20 protein-coding genes are annotated in these 24,093 nt (G+C 64.3%); 12 read left to right on the top strand and 8 right to left on the bottom strand.

The genetic code is table 11. From position 1 onward, the window contains the following. Together VG320_RS23125 and VG320_RS23120 are read right to left on the bottom strand one after the other, a co-directional pair. The coding region (locus tag VG320_RS23125) for a TonB-dependent siderophore receptor (protein ID WP_327202396.1) at nucleotides 1–1,405 on the bottom strand (1,405 nt) is incomplete at its 3' end. A 211-nt stretch (nucleotides 1,406–1,616) separates the two neighbouring features. Continuing rightward, nucleotides 1,617–2,567: a LysR substrate-binding domain-containing protein gene (locus VG320_RS23120; protein WP_327202395.1), complete on the bottom strand. Its 951-nt coding sequence runs from the start codon at nucleotides 2,565–2,567 to the stop codon at nucleotides 1,617–1,619. 119 nt (nucleotides 2,568–2,686) lie between these two features. Here VG320_RS23120 and VG320_RS23115 point away from each other — a divergent pair, with 119 nt between their 5' ends. From VG320_RS23115 to VG320_RS23090, 6 genes are all read left to right on the top strand, one after another. Next, on the top strand, nucleotides 2,687–3,862 hold the full coding sequence (locus tag VG320_RS23115; RefSeq protein WP_327202394.1) for a M20 aminoacylase family protein: 1,176 nt from the start codon (nucleotides 2,687–2,689) through the stop codon (nucleotides 3,860–3,862). Between the two features lie 43 nt (nucleotides 3,863–3,905). Continuing rightward, nucleotides 3,906–5,237 (top strand): MFS transporter, encoded by a 1,332-nt coding sequence (locus VG320_RS23110; protein ID WP_327202393.1) that lies wholly within the window; start codon nucleotides 3,906–3,908, stop codon nucleotides 5,235–5,237. Nucleotides 5,238–5,473: 236 nt separating this feature from the next. Next, nucleotides 5,474–5,752 carry a sugar ABC transporter permease gene (locus tag VG320_RS23105; protein ID WP_327202392.1) on the top strand — a complete coding sequence of 93 codons (279 nt, stop codon included), beginning with the start codon at nucleotides 5,474–5,476 and terminating at the stop codon, nucleotides 5,750–5,752. Nucleotides 5,753–6,042: 290 nt separating this feature from the next. Then, the gene (locus tag VG320_RS23100; RefSeq protein WP_327202391.1) at nucleotides 6,043–7,659 is read left to right on the top strand and encodes an efflux RND transporter periplasmic adaptor subunit; all 1,617 of its coding nucleotides are present in this window, start codon (nucleotides 6,043–6,045) and stop codon (nucleotides 7,657–7,659) included. Between the two features lie 3 nt (nucleotides 7,660–7,662). Continuing rightward, a complete protein-coding gene (locus VG320_RS23095; RefSeq protein WP_327202390.1) occupies nucleotides 7,663–10,824 on the top strand; it encodes a multidrug efflux RND transporter permease subunit in 3,162 nt (1,053 codons plus the stop codon). Between the two features lie 28 nt (nucleotides 10,825–10,852). Beyond that, a complete protein-coding gene (locus tag VG320_RS23090) occupies nucleotides 10,853–12,280 on the top strand; it encodes an efflux transporter outer membrane subunit (RefSeq protein ID WP_414696102.1) in 1,428 nt (475 codons plus the stop codon). An 87-nt stretch (nucleotides 12,281–12,367) separates the two neighbouring features. On the opposite strand, the gene VG320_RS23085 is transcribed toward VG320_RS23090, so the two are convergent. The 5 genes from VG320_RS23085 to VG320_RS23065 all read right to left on the bottom strand — a co-directional run bounded on the left by VG320_RS23085 (nucleotide 12,368) and on the right by VG320_RS23065 (nucleotide 16,632). Then, nucleotides 12,368–12,604 (bottom strand): hypothetical protein, encoded by a 237-nt coding sequence (locus tag VG320_RS23085; protein WP_327202388.1) that lies wholly within the window; start codon nucleotides 12,602–12,604, stop codon nucleotides 12,368–12,370. 151 nt (nucleotides 12,605–12,755) lie between these two features. Further along, nucleotides 12,756–13,121 carry a hypothetical protein gene (locus VG320_RS23080; RefSeq protein ID WP_143886811.1) on the bottom strand — a complete coding sequence of 122 codons (366 nt, stop codon included), beginning with the start codon at nucleotides 13,119–13,121 and terminating at the stop codon, nucleotides 12,756–12,758. 200 nt (nucleotides 13,122–13,321) lie between these two features. After that, nucleotides 13,322–13,855, bottom strand: coding sequence for an ankyrin repeat domain-containing protein (locus tag VG320_RS23075; protein ID WP_327202387.1), 534 nt, complete (start codon nucleotides 13,853–13,855; stop codon nucleotides 13,322–13,324). Nucleotides 13,856–13,995: 140 nt separating this feature from the next. Further along, entirely contained in the window at nucleotides 13,996–15,387 is a 1,392-nt protein-coding gene (locus VG320_RS23070) for a TIGR00366 family protein (protein ID WP_327202386.1), read from the bottom strand. Between the two features lie 549 nt (nucleotides 15,388–15,936). Next, complete coding sequence (locus VG320_RS23065; RefSeq protein WP_327202385.1) at nucleotides 15,937–16,632, bottom strand: alpha/beta hydrolase; 696 nt, start codon at nucleotides 16,630–16,632, stop codon at nucleotides 15,937–15,939. Between the two features lie 251 nt (nucleotides 16,633–16,883). On the opposite strand from VG320_RS23065, the gene hutC reads away from it, so the two are divergent. The 6 genes from hutC (at nucleotide 16,884) to hutG (ending at nucleotide 23,637) form a co-directional block, all read left to right on the top strand. After that, a complete protein-coding gene (hutC, locus tag VG320_RS23060; RefSeq protein ID WP_327202384.1) occupies nucleotides 16,884–17,591 on the top strand; it encodes a histidine utilization repressor in 708 nt (235 codons plus the stop codon). 242 nt (nucleotides 17,592–17,833) lie between these two features. Then, nucleotides 17,834–19,522, top strand: a complete 1,689-nt coding sequence (gene hutU, locus VG320_RS23055; RefSeq protein ID WP_327202383.1) for a urocanate hydratase — start codon at nucleotides 17,834–17,836, stop codon at nucleotides 19,520–19,522. Then, complete coding sequence (locus tag VG320_RS23050) at nucleotides 19,519–20,154, top strand: HutD family protein (protein ID WP_327202382.1); 636 nt, start codon at nucleotides 19,519–19,521, stop codon at nucleotides 20,152–20,154. The genes hutU and VG320_RS23050 overlap by 4 nt, the downstream gene beginning before the upstream one ends. Beyond that, entirely contained in the window at nucleotides 20,151–21,374 is a 1,224-nt protein-coding gene (gene hutI, locus VG320_RS23045; protein ID WP_327202381.1) for an imidazolonepropionase, read from the top strand. Before VG320_RS23050 ends, hutI begins: the two co-directional genes overlap by 4 nt. Nucleotides 21,375–21,388: 14 nt before the next feature. Continuing rightward, nucleotides 21,389–22,789: a formimidoylglutamate deiminase gene (locus VG320_RS23040; protein WP_327202380.1), complete on the top strand. Its 1,401-nt coding sequence runs from the start codon at nucleotides 21,389–21,391 to the stop codon at nucleotides 22,787–22,789. 38 nt (nucleotides 22,790–22,827) lie between these two features. Then, nucleotides 22,828–23,637: an N-formylglutamate deformylase gene (gene hutG / locus VG320_RS23035; protein WP_327202379.1), complete on the top strand. Its 810-nt coding sequence runs from the start codon at nucleotides 22,828–22,830 to the stop codon at nucleotides 23,635–23,637. A 64-nt stretch (nucleotides 23,638–23,701) separates the two neighbouring features. Here hutG and VG320_RS23030 read toward each other — a convergent pair. Next, nucleotides 23,702–24,093: porin (locus VG320_RS23030; RefSeq protein ID WP_327202378.1), on the bottom strand; the 392-nt coding region annotated here is incomplete at its 5' end.

The raw sequence follows: 24,093 nt of genomic DNA, 5'->3' as shown, positions 1-24,093 counted from the left end.
GACCGCTGTTGCGCACGTGCTGCGCGTAAAACGCCTTGCTGGTGGCGCTGCGCGTGAGTTTGGCGATATCGACCGGATCGTAGAGATTCTGCGTCGCCGTGTAGGTATAGGTCGTGAAGTCCGGCTGGAACAGCCAGTTCTGTGTGCCGCCCACCGTGACCGTGTGCGTGAACGGACCGGTCTTGAAGTCGCCGTTGACTTCGAGCCGCACGTTCTTGTTCTCGTACATCTGGCCGTTCTGCTGGCTGCCCTGCAAGGTGCCGGTTCCCGTCGCCACGTTGTACTTCTGGAACACCCAGGCCCAGCGGTCGCGCCGCGTGATCGACTGGCCGATCGAGAAGTTCGCGCTCCAGTGGTCGTTGAACGCGTAATCGGCGCGCACGAGCTGCGAGGTCGCGCTCGCATAGGTGGGCCGGTTATTGGGCACGAGCAGGCGGCTCGAGTCGGGCATCGCGGGCAGCGTGATGACGCCATTCACGGCAGCCAGCGGCGCGATGCCGGCCTGCTCGACGATCTTCGATTCGATGTGTTCGAGGTCGTATTGCAGCTTGAGCTGGCTGTTGACGCGCCAGTCGAACGCCGCGCTGACAAACTTGCGATAGCCGCGATCGCCTTCGATGGGCGTTTCGACGTGCTCGTCCATCGCATTCACGCGCAGGCCGAACTGGTCGTCGGGGCCGAAGCGGCGCGCGATGTCCACGGCGGCGCCAATCGAGCCGTTCGAATCGCCCAGCACGCTCAGGCTCGTCACCGGATCGTTGCCCGCGCGCTTCATCACCATGTTGACGATGCCGGCCGGCACCGTGAAGCCGTAGTAGAGCGCCGACGCGCCCTTGAGCACTTCCACACGCTCCTTGTCCTCCATCGGCATCCAGATGTTGTTGTCGATGGGCAGCAGGCCGTCGATGTAGAAGCTCGAACGATTGTCGAGCGCGATGCCGCGCACGGAGAGGTTGTCGTAGGCGAGGCCGTTCAACTGCTGACGCGACACGCCCGCTACGTTGCGCACGGCGTCGAACAGGCCCGTCGCGCCCTGGGCGTCCAGCAGGTCGCGCGTGACGACGTTGACGGTCGCGGCCACGTCGAGCGCGTCCTGGCCGCGATACTGGCCGGTTTCGACGCTCTTCGGCGCGAAGCCCTGGGTCTTGCCGCTGGTGATCTTGATCGGGGCGAGCTGTTCGCCTGGCTGTTGGCCTGGCTGTTCGCCGGGTTTGGCGTCGTTGGTTTTCGACTCAGCGGCGTTGGTGACGCTGGTGGCGCTGGTGTCCGGCGGCACCTCGGCGGCCAGCGCGGGCAGGGCGGCCAATCCGCTTATGCCGATGACACCCGCCGCGAGCAATGCATTGATCAAGCTGTTGCGACGGCCAATGTGGCGCTCGAGCGGCCCCTGTGCGGCATACGACATCGAATCCAAACCCCTCTTTGTTTTCTGCGGACGCGCGAATCCGCTCGACCCTCAGCGCGGTGGCGGAGAAGGAGTCGAGGTCATGCTTCGCGGGTCAAGCTGTTAGAAAGTTCGCAATGATAATGCGAATGATTCTTATATGCGACTGTAATTTAAATGTCAGCACAAAGCGTGGGGTCGCAACAACAGCGCGCAGAACGACAGGGAATCGTCAGATCAAAAGTTCGAGCGAGTGATAGAGCCGGCGCCGCTCCGGGTCCTGCGACGCTTCGCCCGCGCGGATCGCATCCTTGAGGCAGTCGAGAAAACATTCGGCGGCGGCCGAAAGCGGCACGCCGCGTCGCGCGACCACGCTCACCACGGTGCGGTCCACTTCTTCCTGGAGTGTGAGCGCGCGCAGGTTGTCGCGCGCGAAACGTGTTTCGACCAGCGGCCAGGGGAAGATGCTGGCCATATCGGTGTTCATGATGAGGCCCATCGCCACCACGAACGAATGCGCGAGATGCACGGTGCGCGGCAGCGGCAGGCCGTGACGGCGGAACACGTCGTCGGTGACCATTTCCTTGCTGGCCGGGTCCCAGTTGAGCAGCCAGTCGCACTCCTGCAGTTCCACCAGCGAATGCGCGTGTTCGAGCGGATGGCCCTTGCGCACGACCACGGCGGATTCGGTCGCGAAGATCGGCGTCTGCGAAAACTCGGCGTGCAGCGAAGCAAGCCCCGGTTTGCCGAGCGAAAAGTCGAGCGTACCGTCGCGCAGACGCGGCATCACAATATTCAGGAGTCCCTCGTAAAACTCCAGTTGCATACCGGGCATGCGCTCGCGAAAGCGCGTGACAGCGTCGGGCAGGAAGGACAGGGCAAGCCACGGCGTCACGCCGATCGACAGCTTGCCGCCACCGCTGCCGCGCCGCGCGTCGAGTTCGTCCTGGGCGCGCGTGAGCTGATGCACGATCGCGCGCGCGTGGACCAGCAGCGCCTGGCCCGCTTCCGTGAACGCGATGCCGTTGGCGTTGCGCGTGACGAGGGCGATCTGCTGCTCGGCTTCCAGCTCGCGCACGGCCTTGGTGGCGGCCGCCGGCGAGATGCCGAGCGTGCGCGCCGCCGCGCGGATGCTGCCGGTATCGGCCATGGCGACGAGCGCCCGGAACTGGTGGAACTTCATGAGGGAAAACCCGGGTGAAAACCTGCGGTTGGCGGGCTAACCATTTTAGGGCTGTCGGCGAAAAATCGGCGTCATTATCCTGAGTCATCCAGTAATCAGTGCGCTCCAGGAGACCAAGGATGAACACGATGGCGATTCCCCCCGCAATTGCGGCGATCGAAGAGGAAATGATCGCGCTGCGCCATGCGATCCATGCCCACCCGGAACTCGGCTTCGAAGAATTCGTGACGGGCGATCTGGTCGCGGAAAAACTCACGGCATGGGGTTACGAGGTGCACCGCGGGCTGGGCGGCACGGGCGTGGTCGGCACGCTCAAGGTAGGTAACGGCACGCGCCGCCTGGGCCTGCGCGCCGACATGGACGCCTTGCCGATCCACGAAGCCACCGGCCTCGATTACGCCAGCCGCATCCCCGGCAAGATGCACGCCTGCGGCCACGACGGCCACACGGCGATGCTGCTGGCCGCCGCCAAACACCTCGCGCAGTCGCGTGCGTTCGACGGCACGCTGCACCTGATTTTCCAGCCCGCCGAAGAAGGCCTGGGCGGCGCAAAGCGCATGCTCGACGAAGGCCTGTTCGAGCGCTTTCCCTGTGACGCCGTGTTCGCCATGCACAACATGCCGGGCTTTCCGACCGGCAAGCTGGGCTTTCGCGCCGGGCCGTTCATGGCGTCGTCGGACACGGTCATCATCGACATCGACGGACGCGGCGGCCATGGCGCGGTGCCGCACAAGGCAATCGATCCGGTCGTGGTGTGCGCGAACGTCGTCCTCGCGCTGCAGACCATCGTGTCGCGCAACGTGTCGCCGCTCGACATGGCCATCGTGACCGTCGGCGCGATCCATGCGGGCGAGGCGCCCAATGTGATTCCGCAGACCGCGCAGATGAAGCTTTCGGTGCGCGCGCTGCGCCCCGAGGTGCGCGATCTGCTCGAAGCGCGTATTACGGCGCTCGTGCACGCGCAGGCAAGCGCCTATGGCGCGACGGCGCGTATCGACTATCAGCGGCGCTACCCTGTGCTGGTGAACGACGCGCAGATGACGGCCTTCGCGCAGGATGTCGCGCGCGACTGGCTCGGCGAGGATGGGCTGATTGACCATCTCGATCCGCTTACGGGCAGCGAGGACTTTTCGTTCCTGCTCGAAAAATGCGCGGGCAGTTATCTGATCATCGGCAATGGCGACGGCGAAGGCGGCTGCATGGTCCATAACCCCGGCTACGACTTCAACGACGACTGCCTCGCGACGGGCGCCGCCTACTGGGTGCAACTCGCCGAGCGCTTCCTGCGCGCCTGAAGCGCTTGCGTTGGGCCTTGCCTGAGGGAAGAGGAGACACACGATGAACGCCAGCACGCTGCACACCGACCCGGACGCCGCCGCGCCCGCCCATACTTCGCGTGTTTCGCGCGCGAAGGCTATCGCCGCGATCACGCTGGGCAACGGCCTGGAGTTTTTCGACTTCACGGTCTATAGCTTCTTCGCGACCACCATCGGCACGTTGTTCTTTCCCGTCCACGGCGCGCTGAACCAGTTGTTGCTGGCAGTGGGCAGCTTCGGCGTGGGCTTCATCGTGCGGCCGATCGGCGGCGTGATGATCGGTGCATTCGCCGACCGCGCGGGCCGCAAGGCCGCCATGACGCTCACGCTCTGGCTGATGGCGCTGGGTTCCGCATTGATCGCGTTCGCGCCGACTTACGCGCAGATTGGCCTCGCCGCGCCCGCGCTGATCGTTTTTGCGCGGCTCGTGCAAGGCTTTGCGGTGGGCGGCGAAGTCGGAGCCTCGACGGCGATGTTGCTCGAATATGCCGACGACCGTTCGCGCGGCTTCTACGGCAGCTGGCAGTTCGTGAGCCAGGGCCTCAATACGGTGTGCGGCGCGCTGCTGGGCGTGGCGTTGTCTACCGCGCTCACGCCTGCGGCGCTGCAAAGCTGGGGCTGGCGCGTGCCGTTCGTGATCGGCATGCTGGTGGTGCCGGTGGGCGTCTATATCCGCCGCCATCTGGACGAAACGCTGGAGCACGCCGAACCCGTCGACGCCGATACGCCGGTTGCCGTGGCCGCGCGCCCGGTGCGCGAGATCTTCGCGCACCATCGCACCGCGCTGTTCGCGGGCGTGCTGACCACCATCGGCGGCACGGCGGCGAATTACATCGTGCTGTTCTATATGTCCACCTACGCGATCAGAATCCTCGGCTTGCCGATGTCGGTGGGCATGAGCGCGGCGCTGGTGGCCGCACTCGTGACGGCGGCGTGTTCGCCGTTCGCGGGCATGCTGTCCGATCGGCTCGGGCGCAAGCGTGTGCTGGGCGTATCGCGCGTGTTGCTGATCGTGGTGATCTATCCGGCCTTCATGCTGATCCACTCGGTGCCCACCGTGCCGGCCGTGCTTGGCGTGGTGGCGGTGCTGGGCGCGATCGTCGCTTTCACGGCGGTGCCCAATATCGTCATGCTGCCCGAACTCTTTCCGCAGTCGATGCGCGTGACTGGCATGTCGATCGTCTATTGCGTGGGTGTGTCGATCTTTGGCGGCTTCGCGCAGTTTTTTGCGACCTGGCTGATTCAACTGTTTGGCAATCCGCTTGCGCCGGCGTGGTATCTGATCGGCTGTGGTGCAGTGTCGCTGATCGCGCTGCCCTGGATTCGCGAACCGGCTGGACGTCCGCTCGACTGAAGCTGTGGTGTCAATCCGACACGCACGCAGCATCGTCTTCGTTAAAGCTTGTGGCGCGCGCTATGTTTTTTTGGCGCGCGCCAGCGCTTTCTTTATGCGGCGTTTGTACGCGGCTTTCTAGAATCGAGCCATGTTCAACAGCATGGCGCGCGCCAGTTCTGGCGACAAAAGCGCCCGTTCACATGGCATCGCACCTGCAGCATCACCTCGCTTCCTCTCATAGAATTGCGCCCCGCGTGGCGGTGACTAAACAGCGCAGAACGTCGCACCACGTCACCGTGCAGATGGTCGTGCGCGTCGCCACGCATCACGCCCAGCTTGCGCGTTGCCTGTTGCACGGCCTGCTGGGCGATGCGTTGGGCATTCACACGATAGATATCGATCGTCGCCGCGAACTGGCCTGTCTGCACGTTGAGCTTGAGCGTGCCCGTGTGCCCGATGCGATGGCGCTGTTGATCCGCACCTTGCCGGGCGCGGAGTTCGGTGCGATCCGCCGACTGGATCGAGGCCGTTGAGCATCATCTGTCGCTGGCCTGGCACGTTGCAAAGTTATCTAAAATGTTTGCAATCCATATCTTCAAATTTATTGCTTTGAGCGCAACACAAGGCATGATTATTTCGGCAACCGTATTTAACCTTGATTAACAATAAGGATGGCTTCCTTTTAATGGGCACGGTGATCGTGCACCTTGAGGAAACGCAGTAAGATTTGCTCCGAGCTTGAGGCGGCGCAGCGCGTCCTGTATTGCAGGACTCCGCCTGGGGTTCGTCGGTCCAGCGTAGATCGCCGATAACGGAGAAAAGCATGGCATGCGGATATCGAGTGGCACGGTTGTGCTTGTCCATGGGTTTGGTGATCGGGGCTGCTGCGTGCCACGATAAAGCGCCGGTTGCATCGGCGCCCCCGCCGGCCAATGTCGATGTAATGGATGTCGCGCTGCGCGACGTCCCGGTTGTATTTGATTATGTCGGTCAGACAGAAAGCTCTCAGCAGGTCGAAATCCGTGCGCGCGTAAGTGGGTTTCTGGAAAAGCGCGTGTACGAAGAAGGTTCGATGGTTCATCAAGGGGACGTCATGTTCCAGATGGACCGCAAGCCGTTCCAGGCCGCGCTCGACGCGGCGAGCGCCGAATACGCGCAGCAGAAGGCGCGGCTCGACACGGCGCAGGCCAATCTCAATCGCGTCAAGCCGCTCGTCGCCAAGAACGCGTTGAGCCAGAAGGATCTAGACGATTCCGTCGGCCAGCAGCAGGCCGCGGCGGCCGCGGTCGAACAGGCGCGCGCCAACGTCACGAGCGCGCAGCTCAATCTGGGCTATACAACCATCACCGCGCCGGTCACGGGGCTTTCCAGCTACGCGAAGAAGCAGGACGGCTCCTATCTCGACGCGAGCAACAGCCTGCTGACTTACGTCGCCAAGCTCGATCCCATGTGGGTCAACTTCTCGCTCTCGGAAAACGAGATGCTGAATCTGCGTACGCAGACGTCGAATGGCACGCTCAAACTGCCGCAGGTCGGCAAGCTGGAAGCCGACATCGTGCTGGCTGACGGCAGCACGTATCCGTTCACCGGCCGTATCGCCTTCGCCGATGCTTCGTTAAGCGAACAGACTGGTACCTATCTGATCCGCGCCGAAGTGCCGAACCCGAAGGGCACGCTGCGGCCCGGCCAGTTCGTGCGTATCAAGCTGCGCGGCGCCGATCGCGCGAACGCCATCGCGGTGCCGCAGAACGCCGTGATCCAGGGGCCGCGCGGGGCGTTCGTATGGACCGTGGACAAGGACAACAAGGCGCAGCAGCGTTCGATCGAAACCGGCGAATGGAACGGTAACGACTGGGTCGTGAGTTCGGGCCTGCATGCGGGAGATCGCGTGGTGGTGGACAACACGCTCAGGCTTATGCCGGGCGCGCCCGTCAATCCGCATCCGGTGCAGGCGCAGGCGGGTGGCGGGGCCAGCGGTGCGGCTGGCGGTGCCGCGCCTGGTGCCGCCGCTGCGAACTCTGGTGGCGCTAGCGAGGGAGCGGCGAATGGCGGCAATGCCACTGCCGCAGCATCCGGCGGTGCGACGGGCGGCGGCGCTACCGCCAACGCCGCCGCCGGACCCACGCCGCTGTACTTCAAGAGCGGCAGCGCGAGTCTCGACCCGCAATCGGCCATGGCGCTCGCGGCTGTGGCGCAACGTCTTGCCGCGTCGCCCGCTACGCGCGTGGTGATCTCCGGCTACACCGATTCGACCGGCTCCGCCGCGCAGAACGAACGGCTCGCTCATGCGCGCGCCGACACCGTGCGCTCGGCGCTCATTGTCGCGGGCGTGCAGGACGCGCGCATCGAAATGCGCAAGCCCGCGCGCGTGATCGCTTCCGACCCGGCTGACAAGTCCCGCCGCGTGGACGTGACCCTCTCGTCCGCAGCGGGAGGTTGAGCGATGAAGTTCTCTCACTTCTTTATCGACCGCCCGATTTTCGCGTCGGTGCTGTCGATCATCCTCGTGGTCGCGGGCTTCGTGTCGTTGCTCAACCTGCCGATCGCGCAGTTTCCCGATATCTCGCCGCCGCAGATCACGGTGAGCGCCACCTATCCGGGCGCGAGCGCGGACGTCGTCGCGCAGAACGTGGCCGCGCCGATCGAGCAGCAGGTCAACGGCGCCGACAACATGATGTACATGAACTCGTCGAGTTCCTCGACGGGCAACATGACGCTGACCGTGTACTTCAACATCGGCACGGATCCTTCGCTCGCGCAGGTGGACGTGCAGAACCGCGTGAACCTGGCGCTGCCCACGCTGCCCGATGCCGTGACGGCGCAGGGCGTGTCGGTGCAGAAGCGATCGTCGGCGTTCATGATGGTGATTGCGATCTATTCGCCGGATAACGCCTACGACCAGTCCTATGTGGCGAATTACGCCAACGTCTATGTGCTCGACGCGCTCAAGCGTATTCCGGGCGCGAACCAGGCGAGCATCTTCGGCTCGGCGGACTATGCGATGCGCGTGTGGATCAAGCCCGATCGCATGGCGCGCCTGGGTATTACGGTGGCCGACGTGCAGAACGCCATCAGTGCGCAGAACCAGCAGTTTTCCGCCGGGCGATTAGGGCAGTCTCCAACCGATTCCCCCGTGCAGCAAACCTTCCCGGTAGCCACCAAAGGGCGGCTCACCGAGCCATCGCAGTTCGACAACATCATCCTGCGCGCGGCGTCGGGCGATGCGGCTATCGTGCGCATCAAGGACATCGGCCACACGGAACTGGGCGCGAAAGATTATTCGCTGCGCGGCCGCTATAACGGCAAGACCGCCACGCTGATCGCCGTCTACCAGCAGCCTGGCGCCAACGCGCTGCAGGTGGCCAAGCAGGTGCGCCAGACGCTCGATCAGTTGTCGAAGAACTTCCCACCGGGCCTCAAATACGAGGTTGCGCTCGATACGACCGAGTTCGTGCGCGAATCCATCGGCGAAGTCGTGCACACGTTGCGCGACGCGGTGATTCTCGTGATTATCGTGGTGTTCATCTTCCTGCAGAGTTTTCGCGCGACGCTCGTGCCGATTCTCGCGGTGCCGGTGTCGATCATCGGCGCGTTTATCGGCATGGAGGCGTTCGGCTTTTCGATCAACATGCTCACGCTTTTCGGCATGGTGCTGGCGATCGGTATCGTGGTGGACGATGCGATCGTCGTGATCGAAAACGTCGAGCGCAATATGAGCGAGTTCAAGCTGCCGCCACGCGAGGCCGCCAAGCGCGCGATGGACGAAGTGAGCGGGCCGGTGGTCGCGATCGTGCTGGTGCTGCTGGCGGTGTTCATTCCGGTGGCGTTTCTTTCGGGCATCACAGGGCAGCTCTACAAGCAGTTCGCCGTGACAATTGCGGTGTCGGTGGTGCTCTCGGGTATCGTCGCGCTGACGCTCTCGCCGGCGCTGGCCGCCATCCTGCTTAAACCGGGCGAGCAGAAGAAGAACCGCTTTTTCCGCTGGTTCAACGAGAAGTTCGAAAAACTCACGGAAGGCTACGCCAGCTGGGTGCGTACCGCGATCCGCCGTGTGGTGATGTCGATCGGCCTGATCGTCGTGATGATCGTGGCGACGGGCGTGCTGTTCAAGTCGATTCCCTCGTCGTTCCTGCCGGTTGAGGATCAGGGCTATCTGCTGGGCGCGGTCGTGATGCCCGACGCGGCCAGTCTGGACCGTACCGGCGATCTGTCGAAGAAGGCCGAGGACTGGTTCGCGAAGCAGCCCGCCGTGAGTTCGGTGGCCGCGCCGATCGGCTTCAGCCTGATCGATTCGCAGTACAAGTCGAACGCGGGCACGCTCTTTATCACGCTCAAGGGCTTTGGCGAGCGCGGCAAGAATGGTTCCGCGCAAGACCTGATCCGCGATGCGTCGAAGTATTTCTCGACCTTCAAGGAGGGCGCGGTGGTGCCGCTCAATCCGCCGTCGATTCCAGGTCTGGGCACGACGGGCGGCTTCGAGTTCTGGCTGCAGAGCACGGGCGAAGGCGACTATCAGCAACTGGAGCAGAAGGTTCGCGCGATGATTGCCAAGGCGCGCCAGAACCCGGCCTTGCGCAGCGTGAATTCGACCATCAACACGAATTCGCGTCAGTTGCTGGTCGAGGTGGACCGCGAGCGCGCGGAAACCATGGGCGTACCGGTTCAGGACGTCTATTCGGCACTGCAGACGATGTTCGGTTCGTCCTATGTGAGCCAGTTCCCGAAGGGCAGCCGCCTGTTTCAGGTGATCGTGCAGGCGGAGCCGCAGTACCGCACGCGTCCCGACGACATCCAGCAGCTCTACGTGCGTAACCGCACGGGCGACATGGTGCCGATCAAGGCCGTGGCGACGGTGCGTTTTGTGCCCGGTCCCGACATCGTCAACCGCTTCAACAATTTCCCCGCAGCCAAGATCAGCGGCGACGCGGCTCCTGGTCATAGCTCGGGCGAGGCCATCGCGGCGATGGAGGAAATCGCGAAGGAGACGCTCGGCGACGGTTATAGCTACGAGTGGAGCGGTCAGGCCTACGAAGAAAAGAAGGCGGGCTCCACGGCGGCGATGGTATTTGCGTTCGCACTGCTGATGGTGTTCCTGATTCTCGCGGCGCAGTACGAGAAGTGGTCGCTGCCGATTGGCGTGCTGCTGGCGGTGCCGTTTGCGTTGTTCGGTGCGCTGATCGGCATCCTCATGCGCGGCATGGAAGACGACGTGTACTTCCAGATCGGCTTGACCGTGCTGATCGCGCTGGCGGCGAAGAACGCCATTCTGATCTTCGAGTTCGCGGTGGAAATGCGCGAGAAGGAAAACATGTCGCCGTACGACGCGGCGCTCGCGGCGGCCAAACTGCGTTTGCGGCCGATCATCATGACCTCGCTCGCGTTCATCCTGGGCTGCGTGCCGCTCGCGATCGCCAGTGGCGCATCGGCGGCGAGCCGTCGCTCGCTCGGCACGGGCGTGATCTTCGGCATGCTCGGCGCGACGTTGATCGCACTGTTCTTTATTCCGATGTTCTTCTGGGGTCTCGAAACCTTGTCGTCCCGCAAGAAGCCGAAGGCGGAAAAGCCCTTGTCGCCGCCGGCGGCGCCGCCCGCGCAGGAGGGTTGAAGCCATGAACCCGACACTCAAGCGTGTAATGCGTTCGGCCTGGCGTCCGACCTCGATCGCCGCGGGCGTGCTGTGCCTCGCGGCCTGCGCGGTGGGGCCGGACTACCATCGCCCGACGGTCGATACGCCTGCGACCTGGCGTTATGCCTCCGCGAACGGCGAGGCTGTCGATGCGTCGATCGACTGGTGGAAGCAGTTCAACGATCCTGTGCTCGACGACCTGATCGAAAAGGCGCTCGCCCAGAACAAGGATCTGGGCATCGCGGCGGCGCGCGTCGAGGAATACTACGGCCGCTATGTCGTGACGCGCGCGGGTCTGTTCCCGCAGATCAACGCGAATTTCGGCGGCTCGCGCAGTCGCGGCGTGCCGGCTCCCGGCTATCCGCCGCTGGTCGGCAACCAGGTGCAGTTGCAGGGCGTGGCTTCCTGGGAGCTCGATCTGTTCGGGCGGCTGCGGCGTTTGACGGAAGCCGCGCGCGCCGATTATCTCGGCACCCAGTCGGCGCAGCAGGCGACGCGCATCGCGTTGATTGCCAATGTGGCGACCAGCTATCTGCAACTGCGCGATCTCGACAATCAACTGACGATTGCCGGCGAAACGCTCAAGAGCCGCGAAGGCTCCGTGAGTCTGTTCGAAGAGCGTTTCAAGGGCGGCGTGGTTTCACAACTGCAGTTGAGCCAGGCGAAGTCCGAGTACGAATCCGCACAGGCGTCGGTGTTTTCGATCCAGCAGCAGATCGCGCAGCAGGAGGATGCGATTTCGCTGCTGCTCGGCCAGAATCCGGGGCCGATTGCGCGCGGCAAGGCCATCACCGAACTGTCCGCGCCGGCGATTCCGGCCGGCCTGCCGTCGACCTTGCTGGAGCGCCGGCCCGACGTTCTTCAGGCCGAGCAGTCGCTGATTGCCGCGAATGCGTCGATTGGCGCGGCGCGGGCGCAGTATTTCCCGGATATCTCGCTCACGGGGCTATTCGGGGCGGCCAGCACGGCGCTTTCCGGGCTCTGGACCGGCCCCGCGCGCGTCTGGTCGTTCGCGGGCTCGATCACGCAGCCGATCTTCCAGGGTGGTGCAATCGCAGGCTCCGTGCATGAAGCCGAAGCGCAGCATCAGGAAGCGCTCCTGAGCTACGAGCAGACGATCCAGCAGGCTTTCGCCGATGTCGAAAACGCGCTGGTTGGCGTAGCGCGTACGCGCGATCAACTCGATGCGACGACGCGCCAGGTGGCGGCGCTCACGCAGTATTCGTCGCTGTCGCGCGATCTGTACGAGGGCGGTTACACGAGCTACCTCGAGGTGCTGGATGCGGAACGCAGTCTCTTCGCTGCGCAGATCCAGCAGTCGCAGTTGCAGGATCAGCAGCTTGCGCAGATCGTCAGCCTTTACAAGGCGCTCGGATACGGCTGGGCGCCAAAGACCAGCGCAAACGCCGACGCCAAAGCCACGCCACAATCGTAGCGGCGATTCGATTCAAGTGTGAGCGCCCTGCGCCGTTTCAGACGACGGCGCAAGGTGCCACGTCACTCCAAAGCGCTTCGAAGTCCGTCAGGGCGCGTCCGAAACCAGATAACGCAGCGATTGCGGCGCGGGTCGCGCCACTTTGGCGATCTGCTGCGGTTTGCGATCCGTGCGGGTGATTTTCTGCACCGGTTTGCCAGTGTTCGCGCCGGGTATGGCCGCGTTGCCTTGCGCCCATGCCGCGGTGCTGATCGACGTGGCGCACGCGCAGAGCGCGAACGTCGCGAGCGTGGAAACGAACGGCGATGTGATCTTCGAGACCATGGGGACGCTCCGGCCTGTGCGCTGGCGGGGGCCGGCGCTGCGTTCCAGAGTATGGTCCGACGATAATGCCGCCGCCTCCATCGTTTGATGGAGAAACGTGCGGCGGCTTAAGCAGGCTTACTTCGGCAGGCTTACTTCGAGCGGGTGGGCGTCAATCTGCGGCGCGCCGGTCGGCGAGCGCCTGCTCGCAATCCTTGAGCACCTGAAGCACCAGCTTGGCCTGATAGTTGAGGTCGTCCGTGTCGAGAATTTCCTCGACCGCGTCGCGCGCCCAGGTGGCGTCCACAAACCAGGCGTGCTGCTTGGCGATTTCCTGCGCGACGGCGGTGAGCCGCGCGATGGCGAGCCAGTCGGCCTCTCGCGCGTGACGGTCGAGCCACTTGTGGGCCGCCTGCACGTGGAAGGCCGCATTGGGCCAGGATTCGTTGAGATAGTACGCTCCGAGGCTCCCGCAGGTGAGCCAGCAGAGCAATTCCACGCGGTCGCGCGGACTCAGATGGTGGCGTACATCACTCATGGCGACGCTCGCGAAGGTGACAGAGTTCGATTGACGGGCACTTGTGCGCTACGACTCCGGTAACCCAACAATATCACGGGTTACATAAGCTGTCAGAGCAATACACGTGCCGCATACGCGGCCTACAGGTGTAGCGTCGCCTGGCAGTGGCTGGTATGCAAACCAGGACTGTCACCAGGGAAGGGCGGCGCGCACGCAGATCAGGCCGTCCTGCCGCTCACATGCGCGAGCCTGGCGGCGGCGTCGGTGGCGCCCATGCCGTTGGCGACGTCGAACGCCGTGTTGCCCGAGCCATCCTGCGCGCGCGGGTTTGCGCCGCGCGAGAGCAGTTGATCGACGATATCGACGCGATTGAACATGGCCGCGATCATCAACGCCGTGCGGCCGTCGGGCGAAGCGCCTTCTACATCGGCGCCGTTGTCGAGCAGCGCGCTGATCACTTCCGTGTAGCCCTTGAAGCAGGCACCCGCGAGCGGGGTCTGGCCATTGTCGTTGCGCAGGTCGGGATCGGCGCCGTGCTGGATCAGCGCGCGCACCGCATTCGCATGGCCGTGATAGCTCGCCAGCATCACGAGGCTATCGCCTTTTTCGTTGCGCAGATCAGGCGGCAAGCCCTGGTCGATCAGCGTGGCGAGCGTGGCGGCTTCGCCACGGCGTGCGGTATCGAACACTTCTCGTGCGAATTCGATGAGGCGCGGGTCGAGTTCGTCGCTGGGCGGCAGGTGTGCGGTCACGGCAGGCTCCTTGAGCGCGTTCGGGCGTTCTCCATTGTGGCCCAATTGCGCGGGCGGTGCGCGCCGCTGCCGGAATGAAAAACGGCGCCGCGTGACAAGGCACGCGGCGCCGTTTCATCCATGCGTCAAGCGCGGATCGCTCAGGGCACGAGCCAGAGCGCGACCGCGTAGATCACCAGCGAGACCGCGAAGGTCACGGCGGTATAGCCCATTACGCGCTGGATGCGGATTCCGGCGATGGCGACGATCGGCACGGCCCAGAACGGTTGCAGCATGTTCGAGACGTTCTCGGCCATCGCCACGCCCATGGCGGTGCGCGGCACCGACGCGTGCAGGCTCAGCGCGGCGGGCAGCACGAACGGCCCCTGTACGGCCCAATGGCCGCCAGCGCTGGGCACCAGCAGCGTGATGATGAGCGAGCTGAGGTAGCTCCAGATCGGCAGCGTGACGGGCGTGGCGATCGTCACAAACGCCTTGGCGATCATCGACGCGAGGCCGGTGCCCTTCATGATGCCCATGATGCCGCCGTACACCGGGTACTGGAGCAGCATCGAACCGGTCTGGCGCGCGGCGCGGCGGATCGCGTTCGCATACGCGATTGGCGTGCGCTGCAGCGCGAGGCCGATCAGCAGGAAGATCAGGATCGTCGTGTTGATGTCGAGATCGAAGCCTTTTTCGCTCCATTCCATCGCCAGATAGCCCACGCCCAGCACGAGCAGCAACAGCGTGCCGAGCATCGACTGTTCGAGGCGCGTGGCGAATGAAGGCGTGTCGCTGATGCGCGCGTGCGGATCGTCGCTGGGGGCACTGTCTTCGCTCTGCGCGCTCTGGTTGAAGGCCACGACATCTTCGGGCTTCGGGTGCATGCGGATGAAGATGAAGGTCATCACGACCACCACCAGCACCGTGGGCACGAACACGAACGGCGCGAACACCGTCTGCGCGAGCGGCACGACCTGGCCCGTGGCCTTTTCGACCAGATTCAGCGCGTTCCCGTGCGACGCCTGGGACAGCGCGATCGAGCTGGACAGGCCGCTATTGCAGATCGACCACGCCGAGTAGCTACCCGCGACGAGCCACGCGAAATCCACCTTCACGCGCCGAGCGATTTCGCGCGAGAGCAGGGCGCCGACGATCAAACCTAGCCCCCAGTTGAGCCACGCCGCGATGGCGACGACCGGAAACACCAGCAGCGCGGCGCGCGCGGGCGTCTGCGCGTGAGCGGCGAGCGCGCGCAGGCCGCGCTGGACGATCGGCGCTTCGGCGATGGCGTAGCCGGTCGCGAGAATCAGGATCATCTGCAACGCGAAACCAAGGATGCCGAAGGTGCCCGTGTACCACGCGTCGAGCAGCGTCGGCACATTGCCGTGCGGCGCGAAGGCGAGCGCAATCACGGCGACAAAGGCGGTCAGGCAGATCGACAGGACGAAGGGATCGGGCATGACCCGCTCGAACACGTAGACGAGGGCGGCGACCACGCCGCGTCCCTTGGCGGGTTGCGCTTGCGCGCGGGGAGAGTTGTCTCTTTTCATACTGTTATTGCTCACGCAGCGAGTGGCTGTTTATGGCTATTGGCTGGCCGGCGCGGTCAGGATCGGCGTGCGTGTGCGGGTGGCCCGTCCCCATGCGGCCGCGCGGCCTGGGCCTGCAAGCGGCCTGGCGGTCGGTCTTCGAGCGTGGTGGTCGGGGTGCCGGTACGGCGGCGCTCCTCCATCGCACGAGGCGTCAAGCCCCGGCGCAGCGGGTTCATATGTGCCTCACGCGGCAAGCTCAAAACGTTGCGCGAGGCGGCCTGGCCCGTTCTTGTTATTCGATGTTCGATATATGAACATCGTTTCGTTTATCGAACCGGCCAATAGTCGTCTTATGCCGTGTGAATGTCAAGCAGCGAGGGCGGCAATGGCGTGCGCAGACGGTGAATTCACGGCTGATCGGCGTGAATTCGCTGCAAATTGAATGCTAAATGAAAGAATCGATGCGTCGGCAGTCAGTCGAGCGACGCGTTTCCGATCGGAAAAATCAGGCAGCGGTCCCGCAGCATTGCGCGCGGGACCGTGAAAGTGGAAATGAATCGGCGGAAATCAGGCGTTGCGGTTTTCGCCCTTGCCTTCGTCTTCCCCTTCGTCGAATTCGTCGTATTCGTCGTCTTCATCCTCATAGGCGGCGTCGCTGCCCAGCAGGAATTCGTCGACGAGCGGCGCGAGCACGCGCGCATGCACATTGGCCAGATCGTGGCCGCCGCCGTTCACCACGTCGAGTTCCGAATTCGGCAGCAGCTCGAGCAGGCGCTCGCCCACCGCGAGCGGGCTGACCGGATCCTCGTCGCCCCACAGCAGCATGACCGGCTGCTGGATATAGGCGAGTTCGCCCGTGAGGTCTTCGCGCAGCGTGAGGAACCAGTCCGGCGATTGCGGGTTCTTCGCGGCGAAATCCGCGCGCCAGTCCTGCGCGCCGAGCGCTTCGGTATCGAGACCGCCCGAGGTCACGGCCAGCACGATATGCGTGACGAGCGCGGTCTTGGCGAGCGCCGCGCGCAGTGCGATCACGCCACCCATCGACTGGGCGATCAGCGCGGTCGGCTGGTCAATCTGCTGCACGATCTTGCGCACGAGGTCTTCGAAATTCTCGACCTCGGGATCGGCGGGCGTTGCGCCGAAGCCGGGGTAAGCCGCGAAGCGGCGCGTGGCCGGATGCGTGAGCTGGTCCGCGAGCGGTTGCCAGAACGCCGGGTCGCCCGAGGCGCCGGGCAGGAAGAGGAGTTGGGTCGGTGCGTGCAAGATGGTTCGCCGGGAGCGCACAGATTCGCGGGGCGCGGCGGTGCGCCGGAAACTGCGCGGGGTTGTGGGAATGCGGTTGTGAAATCAGCATGCGACAAATTCAGCGGTCGATCTTAGCACGCTGTCCGCGTGCCGCCCTGGAGGCCCGGCCAGCCGGGACGCCGCGTGGCGGACGGTACAATGTGCCGCGGCCAGGTTGGCCGCCTCGTCGCAGCTTCCACGCGACGCCGCTTATTTCCCGATCGAAGACCATGAAAAAAAAGCCAGGCACTGCGTTGCCCGCCTACGAACAGATCAAGCGTCACGTCCTTGCGCAAATCGAGAGCGGCGCACTCAAACCCGGCGACGTCGTGCCCTCCGAAACGGAGATGGTCAAGGAGTTCGGCGTGGCGCGCATGACCGTGTCGCGCGCGCTGCGCGAGCTGATGGCCGAAGGCGTGCTCAACCGCGTGCGCGGCTCGGGCACCTATGTGGCGCCGCGTCAGTACGAATCGACCATCCTGCAGATCCGCAATATCGCCGATGAAATCGCCGCGCGCGGCCATCGTCACGCGGCGCGCGTGCTGGCGCTCGAAGCCAGCGACGATGCGAATGCGATCGCCGCGCTCGAACTCGACGCCGGTCCTGTGTTCCATTCGCGCATCGTCCACAGCGAAGAGGGCGAGCCGATCCAGTACGAGGATCGCTACGTGAATCCGGAAGTCTTTCCCGATTATCTGGAGCAGGATTTCACGGTCGAAACACCGAATCACTACATGGTGCGTCTCGCGCCGATCCAGCGCGCGGAATTTCGCATCTACGCGCAGAAACCGGACGCACGCGTGCGGCAGTATCTGGAGATGGAGATCGGCGAGCCGTGCCTGTTGCTGCTGCGTCGCACCTGGGTCGGCCAGCACGTGGCGACCTCCGTGCGGCTCTGGCATCCCGCTTCGCGCTTCCATCTTGCCGGCACGGTCTGATCTTCCTCCCCTGCGTTTCACTCCGCTTGTCTAGTCAATGAGCGCCGCTTCTGGCGCTCGATTCCCGCTTTAATGCTGAAATTACCCCGCGAAATCGCCAGGGTAACTACCTACGTTCGTTTTATTGAAACGAGTTGTATATACAACTTAACGGCGATAGACTAGCTCTCACGTTGCCGCGACACCGAAGCCAATCCGAAGCCATCCCGTCGCGCCAGAACTTCCATCCCGAGACGAATGCCATGAACCATCCGAACTTCACCGATCCCCGCCTCGACCCGTCCCGCACGATCCGCGCGCCGCGCGGCAGCGAGAAGGTCTGCAAGACCTGGCTGGCCGAAGCCGCGTACCGCATGATCCAGAACAATCTGGACCCGGAAGTGGCCGAGCATCCGCACGCGCTGGTGGTCTATGGCGGCATTGGCCGTGCCGCGCGCAACTGGGAATGCTATGACCAGATTCTGGCCTCGCTCAAGGATCTGAACGAAGATGAAACGCTGCTGATCCAGTCGGGCAAGCCGGTGGGCGTGTTCCGCACGCATGCGGATGCGCCGCGCGTGCTGCTCGCGAACTCGAACCTCGTGCCGCACTGGGCCACGTGGGAACACTTCCACGAACTCGACCGCAAGGGCCTCATGATGTACGGCCAGATGACGGCGGGCAGCTGGATCTATATCGGCTCGCAGGGCATTGTTCAGGGCACCTACGAAACGTTCTTCTCGGTGGCCAACCAGCATTTCAACGGCGACCCGAAGGGCCGCTGGATTCTCACCGGCGGCCTCGGCGGCATGGGCGGCGCGCAGCCGCTGGCGGCGACGATGGCGGGCTTTTCGATGATCGCAGTCGAATGCGACGAATCCCGCATCGACTTCCGCCTCAAGACGCGCTACGTGGACCGCAAGGCCAAAACCATCGACGAAGCGCTCGCCATCGTCGAGGAAGCAAAGCAGACCGGCAAGCCGGTTTCGGTGGGTCTGCTCGGCAATGCGGCGGACGTGTTCGCAGAGTTCGTGGCGCGCGGCGTGACGCCTGACTGCGTGACCGACCAGACCAGCGCGCACGATCCGATCAACGGCTACCTGCCGCAAGGCTGGAGCGTCGAGCAATGGCGCGAAGCGCAAAAGGTTGCGCCCGAAACCATCATCAAGGTGGCGAAGCAGTCGATGGCCAACCAGGTCAAGGCGATGCTCACGCTGCAGGAACGCGGCGCGGCCACGCTCGACTACGGTAACAACATTCGCCAGATGGCGCTGGAAATGGGTGTCGAAAATGCCTTCGATTTCCCGGGCTTCGTGCCGGCTTATATTCGCCCGCTGTTCTGCGAAGGCAAGGGGCCGTTCCGTTGGGTTGCACTGTCGGGCGATCCCGAGGATATCTACAAGACCGATGCGAAGGTCAAGGAACTGATTCCGGACGATCCGCATCTGCACAACTGGCTCGACATGGCGCGCGAACGCATTGCGTTCCAGGGCTTGCCGGCGCGTATTTGCTGGGTCGGCGTGAAGGATCGCTATCGTCTGGGCCAGGCGTTCAACGAAATGGTCAAGAACGGCGAACTGAAGGCGCCGATCGTGATCGGCCGCGACCATCTGGACACGGGTTCGGTCGCCAGCCCGAATCGCGAAACCGAATCGATGAAGGACGGGTCGGACGCCGTGAGCGACTGGCCGCTGCTCAACGCACTGCTCAATACGGCAGGCGGCGCATCGTGGGTTTCGCTGCACCACGGCGGCGGCGTGGGCATGGGCTTCTCGCAGCACTCGGGCGTCGTGATCGTCGCCGATGGCACGCAGGCCGCGCACGAGCGTCTGGGCCGCGTGCTGCACAACGATCCGGCCACGGGTGTGATGCGTCACGCGGATGCCGGCTACGAACTCGCGCAGCAGACCGCGCGTGAAGCGGGCCTCAATCTGCCGATGCTGGGCCGATGAGCCACGCGAGCCCAACGCAAACGGAAAGCGCCGTGCGGCTGACGCTGCTGCGCGGTGCGGACCTGGTGGCGTCGACGTGGAAAAACGGCGGCGGCATCACGCGCGAGATCGCGCTGGGGGGCTCAGCTGAGGCGTTCGCGTGGCGCGTGAGCGTCGCCGACGTCGCGCAGGCCGGGCCGTTTTCGCGCTTCGAGGGCGTGGCGCGCACGCTCGTGCTGCTGGACGGCGCGGGCATGGTGCTCGACGAAACGGGCGCCGCCGCGCGCATGCATACGCTTGTGAAGCCGCTCGACGTCGCGCATTTCGATGGCGAGGCACCCATCTCTGCTCGCCTGATCGACGGTCCCACGCGCGACTTCAATCTGATGGTGCGTCGTGATGTTGCGCGCGCAACGTTTGAAATCTGGCGCGAACCGACGACGCGCGACATGCAGGGCGAAACCGCGCTGCTGTATTGCGCGAATGGCACGGCAAGTGTGCGCGTGAACGGCGGCGAGCCCGTCGCGCTGGCAGCAGGCGATACTCTACGTATCGATACAACGGATACCACGGACACGGCACGCAGCATGCGAATCGAGACGCAAGGCGAGGCCGCACTGCTCGCGATCGCACTGGAGTCCATCAAGCCATGAATCAGACCGTCTGGCATCACCTGAATCTGTGCGCGCAGGGCGACCCGCGCGACACCGTCGAAAACGCGGCGATCGCCGTGGAAAACGGCACGATCGTATGGATGGGCGCGGCAGCGGCGCTGCCGCCGCAATTCGCGCAATGGCCGCGCGAAGATCTGCAGGGCGCGTGGGTGACGCCCGGCCTCGTCGATTGCCATACGCATCTCGTCTACGGCGGTCAGCGCGCGGACGAATTCGCGCAACGGCTTGCGGGCGTGAGCTATGAAGAGATCGCGCGCAATGGCGGCGGCATCGTCTCTACCGTGCGCGCGACGCGTGCGGCGAGTGAGGAGTCGCTGTTCGCGCAGTCGGCGGCGCGCCTCGAACCGCTGCTCGCCGAAGGCGTGACGGCGGTCGAAATCAAGTCGGGCTACGGCCTGGAGCTCGACGCGGAGCGCAAGATGCTGCGCGTCGCGCGCCAACTGGGCGAACGCTACCCAGTCACGGTTCGCACGACGTTTCTCGGCGCGCACGCCTTGCCACCCGAATACGCTGGCCGCGCCGACGCCTATATCGACGAAGTGTGCGAGCGCATGCTGCCCGCGCTGGCGGACGAAGGCCTCGTGGATGCCGTCGATGTGTTCTGCGAGCGCATTGGCTTCACGATTGCACAGAGCGAGCGTGTGTTCGAAGCCGCCGCCCGGCGCAATCTGCCGGTCAAAATGCACGCCGAGCAACTCTCGAATAGCGGCGGCGCGGCGCTGGCGGCGCGCTATGGCGCGCTTTCTGCCGATCACCTCGAATTTCTCGACGAAGCCGGCGTGGCAGCGATGAAAGATGCGGGTAGTGTCGCCGTGCTGCTGCCGGGCGCGTATTACTTTATCCGCGAGACACAGTTGCCGCCGCTCGATCTGCTGCGCCGTTACGAGGTGCCGATCGCGATTTCAACGGACAGCAATCCGGGTACCTCGCCGGCCACGTCGCTGATGCTGATGCTGAACATGGCGACCACGTTGTTCCGCATGACCGTGCCCGAAGTCCTGCAAGGCGTGACGCAGCACGCGGCGCGCGCCTTCGGCGACGCCGAGCGGCACGGTACGCTGGCCGTGGGCCGTCCCGCCGATTTCGCGGTGTGGCAGGTGCGGTCGCTTGCCGAACTCGCTTACTGGATCGGCCGCCCGCTGTGCACGCGCGTCGTGCGCGGTGGCAAGACCGTCTTCGATCGCCCCTTGACCGCATGAATCACGTCACGAACATGAATGCTTCTTCGCGCGCGCTGTTCGCGGCGCAGGCCTGGTTGCCGCAAGGCTGGCGGCGCAATGTGTTGCTCGAATGGGACAGCGCGGGTACGCTGCTGCGCGTGCAGTCCGATCTCGACGCCGCGCCCGCCGGTGTGCCGCACGCATCGGGTCCGGTCTTGCCTGGCATGCCTAATCTTCATTCGCATGCCTTCCAGCGCGCGATGGCGGGCCTGACCGAGTACCGCGCGAATCCCACCGACAGCTTCTGGAGCTGGCGCGACCTGATGTATCGCTTCGCCGCGCGCATCACGCCCGACGATCTGGGCGCCGTCGCGCGCTGGCTCTATGTGGAAATGCTGAAGGCGGGCTACACCTCGGTCTGCGAATTCCATTACGTGCACCATGCGCACGACGGACAGCGTTATGCCAATGCGGCGGAACTCGCGCAACGCGTCGTCGATGCCGCGAGCGAAACCGGCGTCGGCATGACCATGCTGCCGGTGCTCTACCAGTACAGCGGTTTTGGCGCGCGCGCGCCGCGTGACGACCAGCGCCGCTTCATCAATACGCCCGAGCAGTTGCTGGGCATCGTGGAAACGCTGCGCGGTGTGCGGCCCGAACACGGTGCATTGCGCTATGGCGTGGCGCCGCATTCGCTGCGCGCCGTGTCCGAAGCATCGTTGCGATCGTTGCTCGGCGGGCTCGATGCGATGTCGCCGGGCGCGCCCGTGCATATCCATATCGCTGAACAGACCGCCGAAGTCGAGGCTTGCGTCGAAACGGAAGGCGCGCGTCCCGTGCAGTGGCTGCTCGATCGATTTGATGTGGATGCGCGCTGGTGTCTCGTCCACGCCACGCACGTCGATGATAAGGAAACCCAGGCACTTGCGCGCAGTGGCGCGGTGGCGGGTCTATGCCTTACCACCGAGGCGAATCTGGGCGACGGCATTTTCCCGGCGCATGACTATCTCGCGGCAAACGGCGCGTTTGGCGTGGGTTCGGACAGCCATATCGGCGTGGACTGGCGCGCGGAATTGCGCCTGCTCGAATATGGCCAGCGTCTCGTGCGCCGCGAGCGCAACGTGCTGGCCGCGCCGCAGCAGGCCAACGTGGCCGACCGTCTGTTCGGCGCCGCGCTTGCTGGCGGCGCGAGGGCGACGGGGCGCAACGTGGGTACGCTCGAAGCGGGCGCGCGGGCCGACTGGATCGTGCTCGATCCGCTGCATCCCGATCTCGCGGAAAAGCCGCCGCAAAGCTGGCTTTCGTCGGTGGTGTTCTGCGAACATGGCGAAACGCCGGTGCTCGACGTCTACACGGGCGGCGAGAAGGTCGTGGAAGACCGCCGCCATCGCGACGAAGCACGCCTGTACGCGGACTATCGCGCGGCGCTGGCGCGTTTGCTCGCGGCTGGCTAAGCACAGCAACGCGTGCACACTATCGAACGGACCGACACATGACCGATCTCTACACTCTCGAGCGCGGCGACGCACCGCTGCTCGTTTCGATTCCGCACCTTGGCACTGCGATTCCTGAGGCATTGCGCGGCCAGTACACCGACGTAGCGCTGAGCGTCGCCGATACCGACTGGCATCTCGACCGCCTCTATGCTTTCGCAAGGTCGCTGGGCGCGACGATTCTGGGCGCGCGCGTTTCGCGCTATGTCATCGACTTGAATCGGCCGCCCAACGACGAAAGCCTTTATCCCGGCCAGACCACCACTTCGCTGTGCCCGACAGAAACGTTTCGCGGCGAGCCGATTTATCGCGAAGGCTGTGCGCCCGACGCGCAGGAGCGTCAGCGCCGCGTAGAAACGTATTGGCAGCCCTACCACCAGACGCTGCGCGCGGAGTTGCAACGTCTGCGCAGCCACCACGCCAACGTGCTGTTGTGGGAAGCGCATTCGATCGCAAGCGTGCTGCCGCGACTGTTCGACGACAAGCTGCCGGACCTGAATCTCGGCACGCAGGAAGGGCGTACCGCGCACGCGTCGGTGCAGGCGCGCGCCGAGCAGGCCGCAGCCAACAGCGACTATACGTGGGTAGCAAATGGGCGTTTCAAGGGCGGCTATATCACGCGCCACTTTGGCGCGCCGCTGGACGGCGTGCACGCCATCCAGCTTGAAATGTGCCAATCGACTTATATGAACGAGCACGCGCCTTTTGACTACGCACCCGAATTAGCTGCGCGTGTCGAGCCGGTGCTGCACAAGATGGTGGGCGGCGCGCTGGAAGCGATTCAGATACTCAACGCCGCCACATCCTGAGAATCTTGAATTATAAGGTATCCGAAATAAAAGGCTCTGGATTAACAGTCCAGAGCCTTTTGCGTTAGAAGCGGTGAACCATGCCGACCTGCACGCCACGCGCATTGGCACCCGCGTAAGCGAGCGGCAGGCCAGAATTGGCCGCGCCTGCGAGCGTGTAGGTTGCCTCGTTGCGATTGCGCAGGAAGGACAGCGCGCCGTAGAAGTTCGTCGTTTTGGAAAGATCGTACTCGTACATCAGGCCCAACTGGTCGGCGTTATTGCCTTGCGAGGTACGGTCGCGCAGCATGGCGTAGCCGAGCGCGAGTGTATTGGTCGAGTTGAACTGATACTTTGCCGACAGTCCCGTTGTATACGCGTTGAGCGCGAGATCGGGCCACTTCATGTCTGAGTAGCCGCCAAACAACGTCGCGCGGCCAATCGCATACGAAACGCCCGCCATGATGGTGCGATTGG

Origin of the sequence: Paraburkholderia sp., from assembly GCF_035948235.1 — a bacterium.
GTDB lineage: Bacteria > Pseudomonadota > Gammaproteobacteria > Burkholderiales > Burkholderiaceae > Paraburkholderia.
This window is presented reverse-complemented; position numbering and strand designations above follow the sequence as displayed.